The following is a 16,445-nucleotide window of genomic DNA, read 5'->3' as shown; positions in this document are numbered from 1 at the left end:
TTACCTCCATTTTAAAAATATTAGCCCCCAAAATAAATTAAATTTTGGGGGACAAATTACATATAAATCTTATAAAGATTCTATTTCCTTTATAAGTTCATCAACTAATTCTTCTTCTTTTACCTTCTTTATTATTTGGCCTTTCTTAAATATTATGCCAACACCTTTTCCTCCAGCAATACCAATATCAGCTTCTCTTGCTTCTCCAGGACCATTAACAACACATCCCATTACAGCAACTTTAATATTTTTATTAGTATCTTTAAGTCTTTCTTCTACTTCTTCTGCTATTTTTATTAAATTTATTTCTGTTCTTCCACAAGTAGGACATGATACAAATTCTATCCCTTCCTTTGTGTAATCTAATGCTTTAAGTATTTCTTTAGCAACTTTTATTTCTTCAATTGGATCTGAAGTTAATGATACTCTAATAGTATTTCCAATCCCTTCTGCTAAAAGAGTTCCAATTCCTATACTTGATTTTATTGTCCCTTTAAATACTGTACCTGACTCTGTTACTCCTAAATGTAGTGGATAATTACATTTTTCACTCATTAATCTATAACTTTCTATCATCATAGGTACATTAGAAGATTTTATTGAAATAACTATATCATAGAAATTTAAATCTTCTAATATTTTAACATGTCTTAATGCACTTTCAACTAGTCCTTTAGCGGTTGGTTTTCCATCTCTTTCTAAAATATCTTTCTCTAAAGATCCTGAATTTACTCCAATTCTTATAGGAATATTTTTTTCTTTTGCTTTTTCAACTACAGCTTTTACCCTTTCATAGTTTCCTATATTCCCAGGGTTTATTCTAAGTTTAGCTACTCCATTATCAATAGCTTTAAGTGCTAATCTATAATCAAAATGAATGTCTGCAACTATTGGAACTGGTGATTTTTCTGTAATTTCCTTCAATGCATCACAAGCTTCCATATCCGGAACAGCACATCTTATAATCTGGCATCCTGCCTTTACTAATTTATCTATTTGCTCTAAAGTTTTATTTACATCTCTTGTATCTGTATTGGTCATTGATTGGATAATAACAGGTGCTTCACCACCAATTTCTATCCCTCCAACTTTAACAATTCTTGTGATTTTTCTCTCCATCATTTTACTCTCCTAAAAATTTATTGGGAACAATATATCCTTAACTGTAACTAAAAGCATAAGTCCCATAAGTAGTGCAAAACCTGCGAAATTTAAAGCACCTACTATCTTATCTGGAACCTTTCTTTTTGTAATAAGCTCAATTAAAAGTAATACTGTCCACCCTCCATCTAATGCAGGGAATGGTAATAAATTAAAGACAGCAAGGTTTACACTTATAAACGCTGTAAAATATAAAAGATTCCATATACCAGCTTTTGCAGCTGCTCCTGATAATTTTATTATAGTGACAGGACCACCTACATCTGTCTTTAAGTCTGCTTTTCCAGTAAATATCATTTTAAGCCCTTTAAATGTTTGATTTACTAGTGATGCTGTTTGATTGAAACTTTCTTTAAAACTATCTAATATTGATGGATTTTTAACTGTTTCAAAAGCAAATCCTATCATATTCCTTTTTTCTTTTTCATTATATTCAGGCTTAACAGTAAAATTAAGCATTTCTCCATTTCTATCAACTTCTAAATTAACTGGATTACCCTTTGCAAGATTTATACCAATTGAAATATCATCTGGCGCAAATATTCTTTGACCATCAATTTTTTTAAATTCATCTCCAGGTTTTATTCCCGCTTCATACGCTGGACTGTTATCAATTACTGAATTAACCTTTGGTAATGTATATCCAAAGTGATGTAAAAACGCAGTAAATATTACTATTGCAAGAATTAAATTCATTATAGCACCTGCTAAAATAATTGTAATCCTTCTAAAAGGAGATTTAGATGAAAAACTTCTTTCATCTTGAACATCTTCCTCTTCTCCAAGCATTTTTACATACCCACCTATAGGCAATATACCTAATGAATATTTAGTTTCTTTACCATCAATAGAAAATATCTTAGGACCCATACCTATCGAAAACTCTTCTACCTTTACCCCATTTATCTTTGCAAGTATAAAATGACCAAATTCATGAACTATTATAAGTAGTCCAAATGCTATTACAGCATATACAATGTACATTAAGTTTCCTCCTAGCTATAATTTTCTCTCACATATTCCTTAACTTTTTTATCTAATGAAATTACATTTTCTAAAGTTACTTCTTTTTTCCCTTCCTCTTTAAAATGTTCCATACAATGTTCAATTATATCTCCAATTTGAAGATATGAAATCTTATTATCTAAAAATAATTGTACAACTTCCTCATTTGCGCCGTTTAAGATAGTTGGCATAAGTTTACCTTGCTTTCCTGCTTCAAAAGCAAGTTTTAAACACTTAAATGTATCCATATCAGGCTTTTCAAATGTAAGCTTTGATATTTCATAAAAGTCTATTCCATTTGCAATAGCTTCTTTTCTGTCTGGATAATTAAGAGCATATTGAATAGGAAGTCTCATATCGGCTGATCCAAGTTGCGCTATTATACTGTTATCTGAATATTCAACCATTGAATGTACTATACTTTGAGGATGAACTAATACTTGTATATCATCATAATCACAATCAAATAACCAGTGTGCTTCAATAACTTCAAGTCCCTTATTCATTAAAGTCGATGAATCTATAGTTATTTTTCTTCCCATACTCCAATTTGGATGATTTAAAGCTTCTTCTAATGATGTATTAACCAAATCTTCTTTTTTCTTTCCTCTAAAAGGACCACCTGAAGCAGTTAAAATTATCTTTTTTAATGTACTTAAATCATTGCCTCTTAAACTTTGGAATATTGCACTATGTTCTGAATCTACTGGAAGTATTCTAACTCCATATTTTTTAGCTTCATTCATTACAAGCTCTCCAGCAACAACTAATGTTTCTTTATTTGCAAGAGCAATATCCTTTTTCTTCTTTATGGCTTCAATTGTAGGCTCAAGACCAATCATACCAACAACTGATGTCACTACTGTGTCAATTTCATCAAGTGAAGCTATTTTCTTAAGGCCCTCTATACCAAATAATACTTTTATGTTTAATCCCTTTTTTTCTACATATCTATCTATTTCTTCTTTTGATTTTTCATCCATCATTCCTACATATTTAGGATAAAATTCATCTATTATATCTTTAACCTTCTCTACAGAAGTGTTAGCAGTTACCCCTATCAAGTTTATCTCTTCAGATTTTCTAATTACATCTAAAGTTTGAGTACCTATAGAGCCTGTGGCACCTAGTATTGAAATATTTTTCATTTTCTCTTCCTCCGTATCTATCTAATCCTCACAAAAAATATCTCTAACCATCATACTATACAAAGGTCCTATAAAAATTCCAATCATACCAAAAACCTTTATACCAATATATATAGAAAGAAATATTATTAAAGGATGCACATTAAATTTATTGCTTAACAATTTTGCTTCTAATATTTCTCTTACAATTTGGACTAATAGATAAAGACATATTAATCCAAAAGCTATAAGATAATCTTTTACTATAATATTGTATATTATAATTGGTATAAATACAATTATTGTTCCTACATATGGAAGTAAATCTAAAATACCACAAATCACTCCTAAAATAAAGGAATTTTTTATTCCAAGTATCATAAATCCTATAATTATTATAAGTGTGGATATTAAGATAAGTATTGCTTGTATTGATATAATACTTTTTATGTTCTTTCCACCATTATTAATTCTCCTAAGAGCATTTTGTGGAACAAGTCTATTCATGTAATATATGATTTTCTCCTTGTCTACTAGTATAAAAAATGAACATACATTACCTATAAAATAACTTATTATCCCTTCACCTGTAGTTAACGCTCCCTCCGTTAAAATTCTAGGATGAAATAAATTCATAGCCTCACTACTTATATCTACGTTTCCAAGTATACTCTCTAGTATTGTATTAAATTCATTTAAAAGTTCATTAATCATGTTTATATTGCTGTTATATATATTATTTACTAAATCGAATATATTTCTTCCCAGATAATAAATTATTAATATTACAGAGATATTTAAAACAAGCAAACTTAATGTCGCTGATATCTTTTTACCTATCTTAAGCTTAGTAAAAATATTATATAAAGGACTACTTAATATAAATATTATTACAATCCAAAGAAAGGGCTTAAAATAACTTCTAATTAAAACTACAAATATAAATATAATTAATAATAATACAAGTGCTTCTATAAGTTTTTTATGATCTTCCTTCAACTTCACTTCTTCCCCCCCTTTATTCTATATTTATATGCAATAAAAAAAACCTTAGAATTTTTCTAAGGCTCATAACTAAATTAAATATTACATTAAGAAATAGAATAAAAATCATAAAGTAATCTTGAATTATAAAATAAAAGAGTCCTAAAAGTTTTTCTTTTAGAACCCTTTCACTATATACATACTATAAAAGTTAAATAATAAAACACTACAAGACCTGAGAAAAGTATACTATCAAATCTATCTAATATTCCACCATGTCCTGGTATTAAATTACTATAATCTTTTATTCCAACATATCTCTTTACAGAAGAAGCTACCAAATCTCCAAATTGACTAAATACTCCACATAATGCCCCTATTATAAAGTAGTGATATAAAGGCATTATATATACATACTTAGATACTACTATTCCAAATATTCCGCAAAATATCGTAGCTCCAAGCATACCACCAATTGAACCCTCAATAGTTTTCTTAGGACTAACTTTAGGGCATAATTTATGTTTTCCAAAGAATCTTCCAGCATAATAAGCTGAAGTATCTGTCATCCAGGATCCTATAAATATAAGCCAAACTAAATACTGTCCACCAAATTTAATATTTACTAAATGTAAAAAACTAAATAATACTCCTACATATAAAAATCCAAGTAATGTTATAGCAACATCTATAAATGTATATTTTAGGTTTATAACTGGAATTATTAAAAGTATAAATGTTGCAAATACAACTAAGTATGTTAGTAATCCTAAATCATTATTTAAAATATAATACCCAATTAAAAGTAAGTATCCTACAATAGAGATAGGATTAAATTCTTTTTGCTTTAATGCATTATAAAATTCATGTAATCCTAAGGCTGATAACACAATTGTAAGACCTTCTAACCATGCACCACCTAAAAATACAAATATAATAAAAGGAGCAATAATTAAAGCACCGAGATATCTATTATTTGATTTCACTTAAAAACCACCTTATTTCTTTTTATTTTACGCCGCCAAACCTTCTATCTCTTTTTTGAAAATCATAAATTGCTCTATGAAGATCTGATTCCTTAAAATCTGGCCAACAAATATCCGAATACCAAAATTCAGAATAAGCACATTGCCAAAGTAGAAAATTACTTAATCTTTGTTCTCCGGAAGGTCTAATGATTATATCTGGATCTGGCACACCTTTTGTATATAAATAACTTTCAAAAATAGTATCATCAATTTCAGAAGATTTTATTATTCCCTTTGATACATCTTCTGAAATTGATTTTACAGCTCTTAATATTTCATCTCTTCCACCATAATTTAAAGCTATATTCATTGTTATACCTGTATTATTTTCCGTCTTAAGAACAGATTTCTCTATCTCTTCTTGACACTCTTTAGGCAATTTAGACATATCGCCTAATACATTTATTTTAACGCCATTTTTATGTAGCTCATTAATTTCTTGTCTTAGGTATTGTATTAATAACTTCATTAAAGAATTAACTTCATCTTTCGGTCTTTTCCAATTTTCCGTTGAAAAAGCATAAAGTGTCATATATTTAACACCAAGCTTATCTGCTTCTTTTAATACTCTACGAATTGTTTCAACTCCAGCTTTATGCCCCATAGTTCTTGGAAGCTTTCTTTTCTTAGCCCATCTTCCATTTCCATCCATTATTATTGCAATATGTCTCGGAATATTATCCATATCAAGGCTTATTTCTTCATTTTCTGTAATCTGTTCCCCTTTAAAAAACTTAAGCATGAGTTCTCCTCCCCACTTTTTTCTTTATATAAAAAACCTGCTAAAGAGCAGGTTTTTTGTTTAACTAGATTGACATTATCTCTTTTTCTTTTGCTTCTATTAATTTATCCACTTCTTTGACAAATTTATCTGTAACCTTTTGGATATTATCTTCAGCTTTTTTAACTTCGTCTTCGCTAAGCTCTCCATCCTTCTTTAAGGCTTTTATCTTATCATTAGAATCTCTTCTAATTGATCTTAAAGCAACTTTTGAGTCCTCTCCAGCCTTTTTAACATTTTTAACTAAATTTTTTCTAGTTTCTTCTGTTAACTCTGGTATTACTAATCTGATAACTGATCCATCATTTGAAGGATTTAATCCTAAATCTGAAGTAAGTATAGCTTTTTCTATATCTTTTAACAATGTCTGTTCCCAAGGAGTTATTTGAAGAACTCTTGGTTCTGGAGCTGATACATTGGCTACTTGTGTTATTGGACACATGCTTCCATAATATTCAACTTGAACTCTATCAAGCATTGTAGGATTAGCTCTACCAGCTTTCATAGTTGATAAATCAACTTCTAAAACACTTATTGTTTTTGTCATTTTTTCTTCAGCATTTTTAAGAATGTTTTTACTCATAAATATCCTCCTTTTATTTTGAAACTAATGTACCTATTTCTTGACCTGAAATAGCTTTTTGAATATTACCTGGTTCATCTAAACCAAATACTAATATAGGAATATTATTATCCATACATAAAGAAGTTGCAGTAGAATCCATTACTTGTAATCCTTGTTCTAAAACTTCTATATATGATAGTTTATCATATTTTGTTGCATCTGAATACTTATGAGGGTCTTTATCATAAACACCATCAACTTTTTTAGCTAAAAGAATTACATCAGCTTCTATTTCCGCCGCTCTAAGTGCTGCTGTTGTATCAGTTGAGAAGTATGGATTACCAGTTCCAGCTGCAAAAATAACAACTCTTCCCTTTTCTAGATGTCTCATAGCTCTTCTTCTTATAAATGGTTCTGCAACTTCCTTCATTTCAATAGCAGTTAAAACTCTAGTATCTACGCCTACTTGTTCTAGTGAATCTTGAAGCGCTAATGCATTAATACATGTAGCCATCATACCCATATAATCTGCAGTAGTTCTATCCATTCCTTCTCCGCTTCTACCTCTCCAGATGTTTCCGCCGCCTACTACGCATCCAACTTCAACACCTGAATCTACTAATTGCTTTATTTCTAAAGCTATTCTTGTTGCAACAGTAAAATCTATTCCAAATCCATTAGTTCCAGCAAGAGCTTCACCAGATAATTTTAGTATTACTCTATTATATTTACAATCTGCCATTATAATCCCTCCAAAATATTCATATTAATTTTTAAAAAAAGAGAACACAAGGTGTTCTCTTTTGTAGGTTACTATTTACCCATTTGTCTTGCAACTTCTTCAGCAAAGTTTTCTTCTTTCTTTTCGATACCTTCGCCTCTTTCAAATCTAACAAATTTTGTTATAGTCATTGGAGCACCTGCTTCTTTTGACTTTTCTTCTAATAACTTAGTTATTGTCTTGTCTCCGTCTTTAACCCATACTTGGTCAACTAAACAAACTTCTTTGAAGTACTTTTGGATTCTTCCCATAACCATTTTTTCAACGATTTTTTCTGGCTTTCCTTCGTTTAAAGCTTGAACTCTGTAGATTTCTTTTTCTTTTTCTAAAGCTTCTTGATCTACTGAATCTCTATTTAAGAATAATGGATTTGCAGCAGCAACTTGCATACAAACTTCTTTAGCTACTTCTTTAGCTACGTTAGCATCACCTTCAGTTGAAACTTCAACTAAAACTCCGATTCTTCCGCCACCGTGGATATAGCTTTCGATAGCACCATTATCTAATGCTAATCTTTCAAATCTTCTAACTGTCATGTTTTCTCCAAGCTTAGCAACTAAAGCTGTAAGAGTTTCTTGTACAGTAGCATCTCCTAATTTTTCATTTAATAATTCTTCTACAGTTTCAACTGAAGTGTTAGCAACTAATTCTGCTACATTTTCAGCAAAACCTACGAATTCTTCATTAGCAGCAACGAAATCTGTTTCACAGTTTACTTCTACTATTGAAGCTTTCTTGTTATCTTCTGATACGAAAGTCTTAACTATTCCTTCAGCAGCAACTCTTCCAGCTTTCTTAGCAGCAGCAGCTAATCCTTTTTCTCTTAATACTTCAACAGCCTTTTCTACGTCTCCGTTAGTTTCTGTTAAAGCCTTTTTGCAGTCCATCATACCTGCGCCAGTCTTATCTCTTAATTCTTTAACTGATTTTGCAGTAATCATATTCAATTCCTCCTTATTTTAAAAAAAGTAACCCTTACCATTTAGGGTAAAAGGTAAATGAAGAATCTCTCCACCTACCTTTTATACTTCTGATATTATTCAGCTATTTGTTCACCTTGTCTTCCTTCGATAATAGCATCAGCCATCTTAGCAGCTATTAATTTAACCGCTCTTATAGCATCATCATTACCTGGGATTACGTAGTCAACTTCTTCTGGATCACAGTTAGTATCTACGATAGCTACTACTGGAATTCCTAATATCTTAGCTTCTGAAATAGCGTTCTTTTCTTTTCTTGGATCAACTACGAACATAGCTCCAATGTTTCTTGAATCTAAGTTCTTGATTCCGCCAAGATTCTTTTCAAGCTTTTCCATTTCGCCTTTTAATTTGATAACTTCTTTCTTAGGAAGAACGTCGAATGTTCCATCTTCTTGCATTCTTTCTAAATCTTCTAATCTCTTAATTCTTGTTCTGATAGTTTTGAAGTTTGTTAACATTCCACCTAACCATCTATTGTTAACGAAGTGCATGTTTGATCTTATTGCTTCTTCTTTGATAGCTTCTTGAGCTTGCTTCTTAGTTCCAACGAAAAGTATTTCTTTTCCTTCTTCTGAAACTTCTCTTAAGAAGTTGTAAGCTTCTTCAGCCTTCTTAACTGTTTTTTGTAAATCTATTATATAGATTCCGTTTCTTTCTGTGAAGATATAAGGAGCCATCTTAGGGTTCCATCTTCTAGTTTGGTGTCCGAAATGTACACCAGCTTCTAATAATTGTTTCATTGATATAACTGACATTTTGTTACCTCCTGGTTTTTTCCTCCACTATCGTTGTAATTACAAGAAACCTTATAATCAAAGGCACCTATCTTGCAAACCCGATAATGTGCGTATTTTGTTACCTATGATAGTATAACATAAGCTTTTTTTTCTATCAACATAAATTTATTTTTTTTTATATTTTTCACTAAAAATATACGAGTGATTGAAATTTATCAATCACTCGTTACTATTGCTTATTTTATCTTTTTTAATTCATCTAATAATTTATCGTTTAGTATTCTAATATGAGTTCCCTTCATCCCTAATGATCTTGATTCAATTACTCCAGCACTTTCAAATTTTCTTAACGCATTTACAATTACGCTTCTTGTTATTCCAACTTTATCTGCAATCTTTGATGCTACAAGTAAACCTTCAGTACCTCCAAGTTCATTAAAAATATGTTCTACAGCTTCTAACTCTGAATATGAAAGAGTTCCTATGGCTAATTGAACAACTGCTTTCTTTCTTGTCTCTTCAGCTAATTCTTCTTGTTTAGCTCTTAACATTTCCATTCCAACAATTGTTGCACTATATTCACAAAGAACTAAATCATCATCTGTAAATGATTCTCCAAATCTAGCTAAAAGAAGTGTACCAAGTCTTTCTCTATTTCCTATTATAGGAACAATTGTTGAAAGCTTGTCTGACATATCACACTTTCCAATTCCATCAAATACACATTCACCTTTATTAGGTAAGTTGGATAGTGTTTCTGTTACCCTTAATAACTTTTCATTGTATTCGTTTGGAAATCTTTTTTCATAGACTACTTTTTCTTTCATTATTGCACATTCAAAATTTTCTGAAAAACTATGTCCTATAACCTTACCTCTTTTACTAACAATGTAAACGTTGCAGGCTAATACATCGCTTAAAAGTTCACAGATATCTTCAAATGCTACTGCTTCAGTGCCCGATTTCTGTAATATTTTGTTTAATTTTCTCGCTTTATTAAGTAATGATGACATTAAAAATCCTCCTTGATATCTAACGAATTTCAGATTTATATTGCCATTTGTTAGACTATTCAAAATCCTTTTAATTTTTTAACAAATTCGTAATACTAGTTCAGTTTATCATACTAGGTACTCTATTTCAACAATATTATTATTTTTTTCGACAAAAGGATTCTTTAATGCATCATTATATCATAATTACCTACTTTATTCTTTATCTTCTTGCTTCTCACTCTTTATTTCTTCTTTATACTTACATTCGCTATTTGAACATTGAATATAATCTCCAGATTTTTTCGAATATTTCTTAACCATATATGAATTACATTCTGGACATTTCTTTTCAACAGGTTCATTCCAACTTACAAAATCACATTCTGGATAACCTGAACATCCATAGAATCTCTTACCTTTTTTACTTCTCTTTGCTAATACTTTTCTCCCACACTTTGGACAAGGTGCTTTTATTTCTTCAACTATAGGCTTAGCATTTTTACATTCAGGGTAACCAGGACATGCTAAGAACTTTCCATATCGTCCTTTTTTTATGACCATCATTCTACCACATTTATCACAAGGAACATCACTTACTTCATCTTCTATTACAACTTTAGCCATTTCCTTTTCTGCTTTTTCTAGTGAATGTTTTAGTGGATCGAAGAATTCACCTACAACAGACTTCCATTGTATTTCACCTTCTTCAATATGGTCTAAGTTCCTTTCCATACTAGCTGTAAAATCTACATCTGCTATTTGTTTGAAGTATTCACAAATTATATTATTTACTATAAATCCAAGTTCTGTTGGTATTAGATTTTTCTTTTCTCTATTCACATAATCTCTACTTAATAATGTAGAAATTGTAGGAACATAAGTACTTGGTCTTCCTATACCCTTTTCTTCTAACAGTTTAACAAATGATGCTTCTGTATACCTTGCAGGAGGTTGAGTAAAATGTTGCTTTCCTTCAAGGGAAGCTGAATTTAATATTTCTCCTTCTTCAAGCTCTGGTAATGAATTATCGTCCTCATCACTAATTGCATATTCATATATCTTCATGAATCCATCAAATTGAATTGTAGATCCACTAGCCTTAAATTTATAATCTCCATTTAATATATCAATTGAATTAGTATTTAAAATGCATGATGCCATTTGAGAAGATACAAATCTCTTCCATATAAGTGTATAAAGTTTATACTGGTCATTTGTTAAGTTTGCTTTTGCAACTTCTGGTGTTATTTCTATATTTGTTGGTCTTATAGCTTCATGAGCATCTTGAATATTTTTCTTTCCTTTATATACTCTACTTTCTTTTGGTAGATAACTTTCTCCATAGTTGTTTAATATAAAGTTTTTTGCACTTTCTTGCGCTTCTTGTGATATTCTCATAGAATCAGTTCTCATGTAAGTGATAAGACCTACAGTTCCATGTCCTTTAACTTCCACACCTTCATATAGCCCTTGAGCTACTGACATTGTTTTCTTTGTCATAAAGTTAAGTTTCTTACTTGCCTCTTGTTGAAGTGTACTAGTTGTAAAAGGAGCCATAGGATTTTTTAGTTTACTTCCTTTTTTTATTGACTTAATAACGAAATTATCTTTGTCTATTAAATTTATAACCTTATTTGTTTCATCTTCTGTTTTTAATTCTATCTTTTTATTTTTATATGTTGATAGCTTTATAGGGAATTTTTTTCTTCCTTTTTTTAATTCACAGTCAACCGTCCAATATTCTTCTGGAATGAATTTTTTTATTTCTTCTTCTCTTTCACATATAAGTTTAAGCGCTGCTGATTGTACTCTACCTGCACTTAACCCCCATTTTACATTTTTCCAAAGAATTGGACTTATTTCATAACCAACTAATCTATCTAAAATTCTTCTAGCCTGCTGTGCATCAACTAAATTTTGATTTATCTGTCTAGCATTTTTTATAGAATTTTTAACTGCAGTTTTCGTTATTTCATTAAATACAATCCTACATTCTTCTCCTTCTTCTATATTTAGAAGATTTGCTAAATGCCATGATATTGCTTCTCCTTCACGATCGGGGTCAGTTGCAAGATAAACTTTATCCGCCTTCTTTGCAGCTTTTCTTAATGTCTTAAGAAGATCTCCCTTACCTCTTATTGTTATATACTTTGGTTCAAAATCATTATCTATATCAACACCTAATTTACTTTTAGGTAAATCTCTTATATGCCCCATTGACGCTTCAACAATATAATTTTTTCCTAAATATTTTCCTATTGTTTTTGCCTTTGCTGGTGATTCTACTATTACTAATTTTTGGCCCATAACTAACTCCACTAATACTACTGGAGTTATTCACCCCCTTAAACTTATGTTACTCTGACATAATAATTGCCAGGTAGACTTAATATTTCATTTTTAATTTGCAGTTCAAATAATAAACCATATAAAGTATTTCTGTCAACCTGTGACTTTGTAAATATATCATCAATATGCATTGGTTCACCCTCTATAATTTTCAAAATATTACTATGAACCATATCATTATTCTCTTCTTTTACCTTACTCTTATCTATATGTAAAAGCAAATAAATATCTTCAATTGATGTATAAATATACGCACCATCTCTTATTAAAAGGTTTGCACCATATCCACCACTTGAAAAAATTGATTGTGGTACAACTAAAACATCTTTACCTTGCTCTAGTGCGCATGTAACAGTTATTAATGACCCACTCTTCCTCGTTGCTTCTGTAACTACTATAGCTTCTGATAATCCACTAATTATTCTGTTCCTTCTTGGAAAATTATATGCATAAGGCTTAGTGCCTGGTAAAAACTCTGAAATAATGAGACCTTTTTCTCTAATTTTATTAAATAGAGCTTTATTCTTATATGGATAATAAATATCTAGCCCAGATCCTAATATTGCAATTGTATCACCTTGATTTTTTAGACATTCATCATGTGCTATAGCATCAATCCCCAAAGCACCACCACTTACGATACATATATCATTCTTAACTAGTTCTTTAGTTATAACTCTAGTAGCTCTTTCTCCATAAACGCTATTCTTTCTAGATCCTACAATCCCAACCTTTCTCTTACTTAATAAATCTATATTTCCTATATAAAATAATACATAAGGCGGTTCTTGGATGTTTTTCAAATTTTCTGGATACTTATTACTTTTTATAGTTATAAAACTTATGTTTTCACTTCTTAACCTTTTCTCGATAAGAGTAACTTTTTCTAATTCTTTTTCTTTATCATAATTTACAAAATTTTTATAACTTTTTAAATATGTTTTTATTATTTCATCAAAATTATCAAATATATTCTTCTCATTAGAGAAAATACTGATTAATTTTATTTTTTGCATATTTGTACATTCTAACATCATTAACCATAATATATATTTTTCCATTTGTCCACCTCTTATTATATAATTTCTCCATTTACATCTTTTCTATAATTAATTGCTTCTATAATATGTTCTCTTTTTATTACTTCCTGAAGCTCCAAATCTGCTATAGTTTGAGCCACCTTTATAACTTTCCCATATCCTCTTAAAGAAGGATTGTTAATTTTAAAATAATTTTCTAAAATTTCTTTTCCTTCTCTAGATATCTTGCATAAATTAAATATATCTTTCCCTCTTATATCTGAATTAAACTTATAAGAAGTATCCTTTAATCTCTCTTTCTGTATTTCTCTAGCCTTCAAAACTCTTTCCTTAATATTTTTAGTTTCATCCTCTAAATTTTTCTTTTTTAACTCCTCAAATTTCAATGAAGGAACATAATTAAATATATCAATTCTATCTTTTAACGGCTTTGATAATCTCTTTTGATATCTTCGTATTTCACTTTCACTACATTCGCATTTATCATATTCTCCAGGAATTATAGATTTTTTACCACATGGACATGGATTAAAAGAAGCTATAAGCTGAAATTTACTTGGCATTTCAACTCTTTCATTTATTCTATCCACTCTAATTACTCCTTCTTCCAAAGGAATCCTTAGCACCTCTAGAACTTCCTTCTTGAATTCTAAAATTTCATCCAAATAAAGAACTCCATTATGAGCTAAAGTAATTTCTCCTGGTTTAATATCTCGCCCTCCACCAACTAATGCAACTTTTGAAATTGTATGATGTGGCTCTCTAAATGGTATTCTTATATTTTTATATGTGTCAATAATCCCACATATTGAATATATCTTTGCAATTTCAATTTTTTCTTCTTCAGTAAGGGGCGGAAGTATTGAATTAAATGCTTTTGCAAGCATAGTCTTACCTGAACCTGGATTTCCATATAATAAAATGTTATGTCTACCAGCAGCTGCAATTTCCATCGCTCTCTTTGATGAATATTGTCCAATTATAGAATTAAAATTATTTTCCCATTCGACATTTTTTTCTTCTTTATACTCACCAAAATCTAACGGCAACATATCCTCACAATTTACATAATCTACAGATTCCTTTAAAGAAGTCATCGCATATACATTTCCTTTTGATACCTCAATAGCTTCATCTATATTTTCTCTTGGTATAATAAAGTTTTCGATATCTTCTTCAATTCCTTTAATTATAATCGGTGTTATTCCTCTAGTTCTTTTAAGTTCTCCATTTAATGATAGTTCACCTATAATTAAATATTTATCTAAATCCTTTTTCTGAATTTGATTTGATTCTATAAGTATCCCTATTGCAATAGGTAAATCCAGTAACGTTCCTATTTTCTTAATATCTGCCGGTGCTAAATTTATCACTATTCTTCCTAAAGGAAATTCAAATCCTGAATTAACAATAGCAGTTCTAACTCTCTCTTTTGCTTCTCTAACTGATGTATCTGCGAGTCCAACTATATTAAACCCCGGAAGTCCCTTTGATATATCAACTTCAACATTTACTATAAAGCTATTTATTCCAATATTAGTTGCACTTTTTATATTTATTGCCATCTACCTCACCTCATAAAGGAGTATTAACACTAAAAAATATTTTTAATCAAAGATTCTTATAGCGCTAAAAATTCTTTTAATTGTCAATAATCATAATTAGAGAGGTGTTTTAAATGAAAAAATATAATAAATATATTGGTTATTATGGAGAAGACCTTGCTTCAAATTATTTATGTAGTAAAGACTATATAATCCTAGAAAGAAACTACTCTAATAGATTTGGAGAAATAGATATAATATGTTTAAAAAATGATGTCTTATGCTTCATAGAAGTAAAAAGTAGATATGATATTACGTTTGGAAGAGGTATTGAATCAATTAGCTTCAGTAAAATTCAGAATATAAAAAAATTAACAAAATATTTTCTACTTAATAATAAATTTAATGATTATTTTGTAAGATTTGATGTCATAGAAGTGTATTTAAATCATCGAAATAATACTAATAATATAATACACACTAAAGATGCATTTAGATAAAATAAAAAGTAGTAATAGCTTTTTAGCTATTACTACTTTTTATAATATATTTCTTAAAAAACTCATTCTATGAATAGGCGTTGCACCATACTCTTTTATTGCTTCAACATGCTTTGAAGCTCCATACCCTACATTATGTTCAAACCCGTACTCTGGGTAAACTTTTCCAAGTTCCTTCATCAAGTTATCTCTATATACTTTAGCTATAATTGAAGCAGCAGCAATTGATGCGCTTTTTGTATCACCTTTTATGACCGATTTATTTTCTCTATCTATACCTTTAACAGTATATCCATCAGATAAAATAATATCAGCTCTTTTCTCTAAACCATGTATTGCTTTAAGAAAAACTTCATTATTGCATACTCCTACGCCTTTTTCATCTATTTCATCATTAGAGCATTCACTAATACAGTAGGCTATTGCTTTTTCCTTTATTATTAAAGAAAGTTCTGATCTCTTTTTTTCTGATAATTTTTTTGAGTCATTTAAATAAAAAATCATCTCATCATCTATTGAATCTAAATCAAGTATTACAGCTGCTGATACTATAGGCCCTGCAAGAGGTCCTCTGCCAACTTCATCAACTCCAGCTAGAAGCCTCCCTTTTGCAAATCCTCTATCAAAGTCATACATCTTCTTTACTCTAATTTCTTCATCTTTAAGCTTCTGCTTCTCTTTTAATATCTTGCTTCCCAGACTATTAACATTCTTTCTTTTATCATTCAATAGTGTTTCACTTAAAGCTACAGCATAATCACTCTTAAAATCAAGATTAAGACTATCAAACTCTTCTTTTATATTTTTATAACTCATAGTGCTTAAATCACTATTTAGAAGTTTCATAAAATCACTCCAATTTGAT

General features: G+C 29.8%; 16 protein-coding genes. 1 reads left to right on the top strand and 15 read right to left on the bottom strand.

The genetic code is table 11. From position 1 onward, the window contains the following. Positions 1 to 69 precede the first annotated feature (69 nt). From ispG to K5V21_RS08820, 14 genes are all read right to left on the bottom strand, one after another. Positions 70 to 1,119 carry a flavodoxin-dependent (E)-4-hydroxy-3-methylbut-2-enyl-diphosphate synthase gene (ispG, locus tag K5V21_RS08885; protein ID WP_204595330.1) on the bottom strand — a complete coding sequence of 350 codons (1,050 nt, stop codon included), beginning with the start codon at positions 1,117 to 1,119 and terminating at the stop codon, positions 70 to 72. Between the two features lie 12 nt (positions 1,120 to 1,131). Continuing rightward, positions 1,132 to 2,145, bottom strand: coding sequence for an RIP metalloprotease RseP (gene rseP, locus K5V21_RS08880; RefSeq protein WP_204595283.1), 1,014 nt, complete (start codon positions 2,143 to 2,145; stop codon positions 1,132 to 1,134). 11 nt (positions 2,146 to 2,156) lie between these two features. Then, complete coding sequence (gene dxr, locus K5V21_RS08875; protein ID WP_221860946.1) at positions 2,157 to 3,314, bottom strand: 1-deoxy-D-xylulose-5-phosphate reductoisomerase; 1,158 nt, start codon at positions 3,312 to 3,314, stop codon at positions 2,157 to 2,159. 21 nt (positions 3,315 to 3,335) lie between these two features. Next, positions 3,336 to 4,298 (bottom strand): AI-2E family transporter, encoded by a 963-nt coding sequence (locus K5V21_RS08870; protein WP_221860944.1) that lies wholly within the window; start codon positions 4,296 to 4,298, stop codon positions 3,336 to 3,338. A 170-nt stretch (positions 4,299 to 4,468) separates the two neighbouring features. Then, a complete protein-coding gene (locus tag K5V21_RS08865) occupies positions 4,469 to 5,263 on the bottom strand; it encodes a phosphatidate cytidylyltransferase (protein WP_221860942.1) in 795 nt (264 codons plus the stop codon). 22 nt (positions 5,264 to 5,285) lie between these two features. Further along, positions 5,286 to 6,047 (bottom strand): isoprenyl transferase, encoded by a 762-nt coding sequence (locus K5V21_RS08860; RefSeq protein WP_204595279.1) that lies wholly within the window; start codon positions 6,045 to 6,047, stop codon positions 5,286 to 5,288. Positions 6,048 to 6,111: 64 nt separating this feature from the next. Next, the gene (gene frr / locus K5V21_RS08855) at positions 6,112 to 6,669 is read right to left on the bottom strand and encodes a ribosome recycling factor (RefSeq protein WP_204595278.1); all 558 of its coding nucleotides are present in this window, start codon (positions 6,667 to 6,669) and stop codon (positions 6,112 to 6,114) included. Between the two features lie 13 nt (positions 6,670 to 6,682). After that, the gene (gene pyrH / locus K5V21_RS08850) at positions 6,683 to 7,393 is read right to left on the bottom strand and encodes a UMP kinase (protein ID WP_204595277.1); all 711 of its coding nucleotides are present in this window, start codon (positions 7,391 to 7,393) and stop codon (positions 6,683 to 6,685) included. Between the two features lie 71 nt (positions 7,394 to 7,464). Then, on the bottom strand, positions 7,465 to 8,373 hold the full coding sequence (gene tsf / locus K5V21_RS08845) for a translation elongation factor Ts (RefSeq protein WP_221860940.1): 909 nt from the start codon (positions 8,371 to 8,373) through the stop codon (positions 7,465 to 7,467). 95 nt (positions 8,374 to 8,468) lie between these two features. Then, the gene (gene rpsB, locus K5V21_RS08840) at positions 8,469 to 9,170 is read right to left on the bottom strand and encodes a 30S ribosomal protein S2 (RefSeq protein ID WP_204595275.1); all 702 of its coding nucleotides are present in this window, start codon (positions 9,168 to 9,170) and stop codon (positions 8,469 to 8,471) included. 218 nt (positions 9,171 to 9,388) lie between these two features. Beyond that, positions 9,389 to 10,165 carry a GTP-sensing pleiotropic transcriptional regulator CodY gene (gene codY / locus K5V21_RS08835; protein ID WP_204595274.1) on the bottom strand — a complete coding sequence of 259 codons (777 nt, stop codon included), beginning with the start codon at positions 10,163 to 10,165 and terminating at the stop codon, positions 9,389 to 9,391. A 195-nt stretch (positions 10,166 to 10,360) separates the two neighbouring features. Then, positions 10,361 to 12,454: a type I DNA topoisomerase gene (gene topA, locus K5V21_RS08830; RefSeq protein WP_221860938.1), complete on the bottom strand. Its 2,094-nt coding sequence runs from the start codon at positions 12,452 to 12,454 to the stop codon at positions 10,361 to 10,363. 44 nt (positions 12,455 to 12,498) lie between these two features. Next, positions 12,499 to 13,557, bottom strand: a complete 1,059-nt coding sequence (dprA, locus tag K5V21_RS08825; protein WP_221860936.1) for a DNA-processing protein DprA — start codon at positions 13,555 to 13,557, stop codon at positions 12,499 to 12,501. A gap of 14 nt (positions 13,558 to 13,571) precedes the next feature. Further along, positions 13,572 to 15,101 (bottom strand): YifB family Mg chelatase-like AAA ATPase, encoded by a 1,530-nt coding sequence (locus tag K5V21_RS08820; protein WP_221860934.1) that lies wholly within the window; start codon positions 15,099 to 15,101, stop codon positions 13,572 to 13,574. A gap of 113 nt (positions 15,102 to 15,214) precedes the next feature. Between K5V21_RS08820 and K5V21_RS08815 the strand changes: the two genes are divergently transcribed. Continuing rightward, a complete protein-coding gene (locus K5V21_RS08815) occupies positions 15,215 to 15,580 on the top strand; it encodes a YraN family protein (RefSeq protein WP_221860932.1) in 366 nt (121 codons plus the stop codon). A gap of 39 nt (positions 15,581 to 15,619) precedes the next feature. On the opposite strand, the gene K5V21_RS08810 is transcribed toward K5V21_RS08815, so the two are convergent. Then, entirely contained in the window at positions 15,620 to 16,426 is an 807-nt protein-coding gene (locus K5V21_RS08810) for a ribonuclease HII (protein WP_221860930.1), read from the bottom strand. Between the last annotated feature and the right edge of the window lie 19 nt (positions 16,427 to 16,445).

The sequence above is a fragment of the Clostridium sardiniense genome, assembly GCF_019753795.1.
GTDB lineage: Bacteria > Bacillota > Clostridia > Clostridiales > Clostridiaceae > Clostridium > Clostridium sardiniense.
The sequence above is the reverse complement of the archived record's forward strand: the minus strand, read 5'-3'. Positions and strand labels throughout refer to the sequence as shown.

Coding starts and splice junctions, on each gene's coding strand:
- ispG (WP_204595330.1), bottom strand. CDS start 1,119: ATGGAGAGAAAAATCACAAGAATTGTTAAAGTTGGAGGGATAGAAATT.
- rseP (WP_204595283.1), bottom strand. CDS start 2,145: ATGTACATTGTATATGCTGTAATAGCATTTGGACTACTTATAATAGTT.
- dxr (WP_221860946.1), bottom strand. CDS start 3,314: ATGAAAAATATTTCAATACTAGGTGCCACAGGCTCTATAGGTACTCAA.
- K5V21_RS08860 (WP_204595279.1), bottom strand. CDS start 6,047: ATGCTTAAGTTTTTTAAAGGGGAACAGATTACAGAAAATGAAGAAATA.
- frr (WP_204595278.1), bottom strand. CDS start 6,669: ATGAGTAAAAACATTCTTAAAAATGCTGAAGAAAAAATGACAAAAACA.
- pyrH (WP_204595277.1), bottom strand. CDS start 7,393: ATGGCAGATTGTAAATATAATAGAGTAATACTAAAATTATCTGGTGAA.
- tsf (WP_221860940.1), bottom strand. CDS start 8,373: ATGATTACTGCAAAATCAGTTAAAGAATTAAGAGATAAGACTGGCGCA.
- rpsB (WP_204595275.1), bottom strand. CDS start 9,170: ATGTCAGTTATATCAATGAAACAATTATTAGAAGCTGGTGTACATTTC.
- codY (WP_204595274.1), bottom strand. CDS start 10,165: ATGTCATCATTACTTAATAAAGCGAGAAAATTAAACAAAATATTACAG.
- topA (WP_221860938.1), bottom strand. CDS start 12,454: ATGGGCCAAAAATTAGTAATAGTAGAATCACCAGCAAAGGCAAAAACA.
- dprA (WP_221860936.1), bottom strand. CDS start 13,557: ATGGAAAAATATATATTATGGTTAATGATGTTAGAATGTACAAATATG.
- K5V21_RS08820 (WP_221860934.1), bottom strand. CDS start 15,101: ATGGCAATAAATATAAAAAGTGCAACTAATATTGGAATAAATAGCTTT.
- K5V21_RS08815 (WP_221860932.1), top strand. CDS start 15,215: ATGAAAAAATATAATAAATATATTGGTTATTATGGAGAAGACCTTGCT.
- K5V21_RS08810 (WP_221860930.1), bottom strand. CDS start 16,426: ATGAAACTTCTAAATAGTGATTTAAGCACTATGAGTTATAAAAATATA.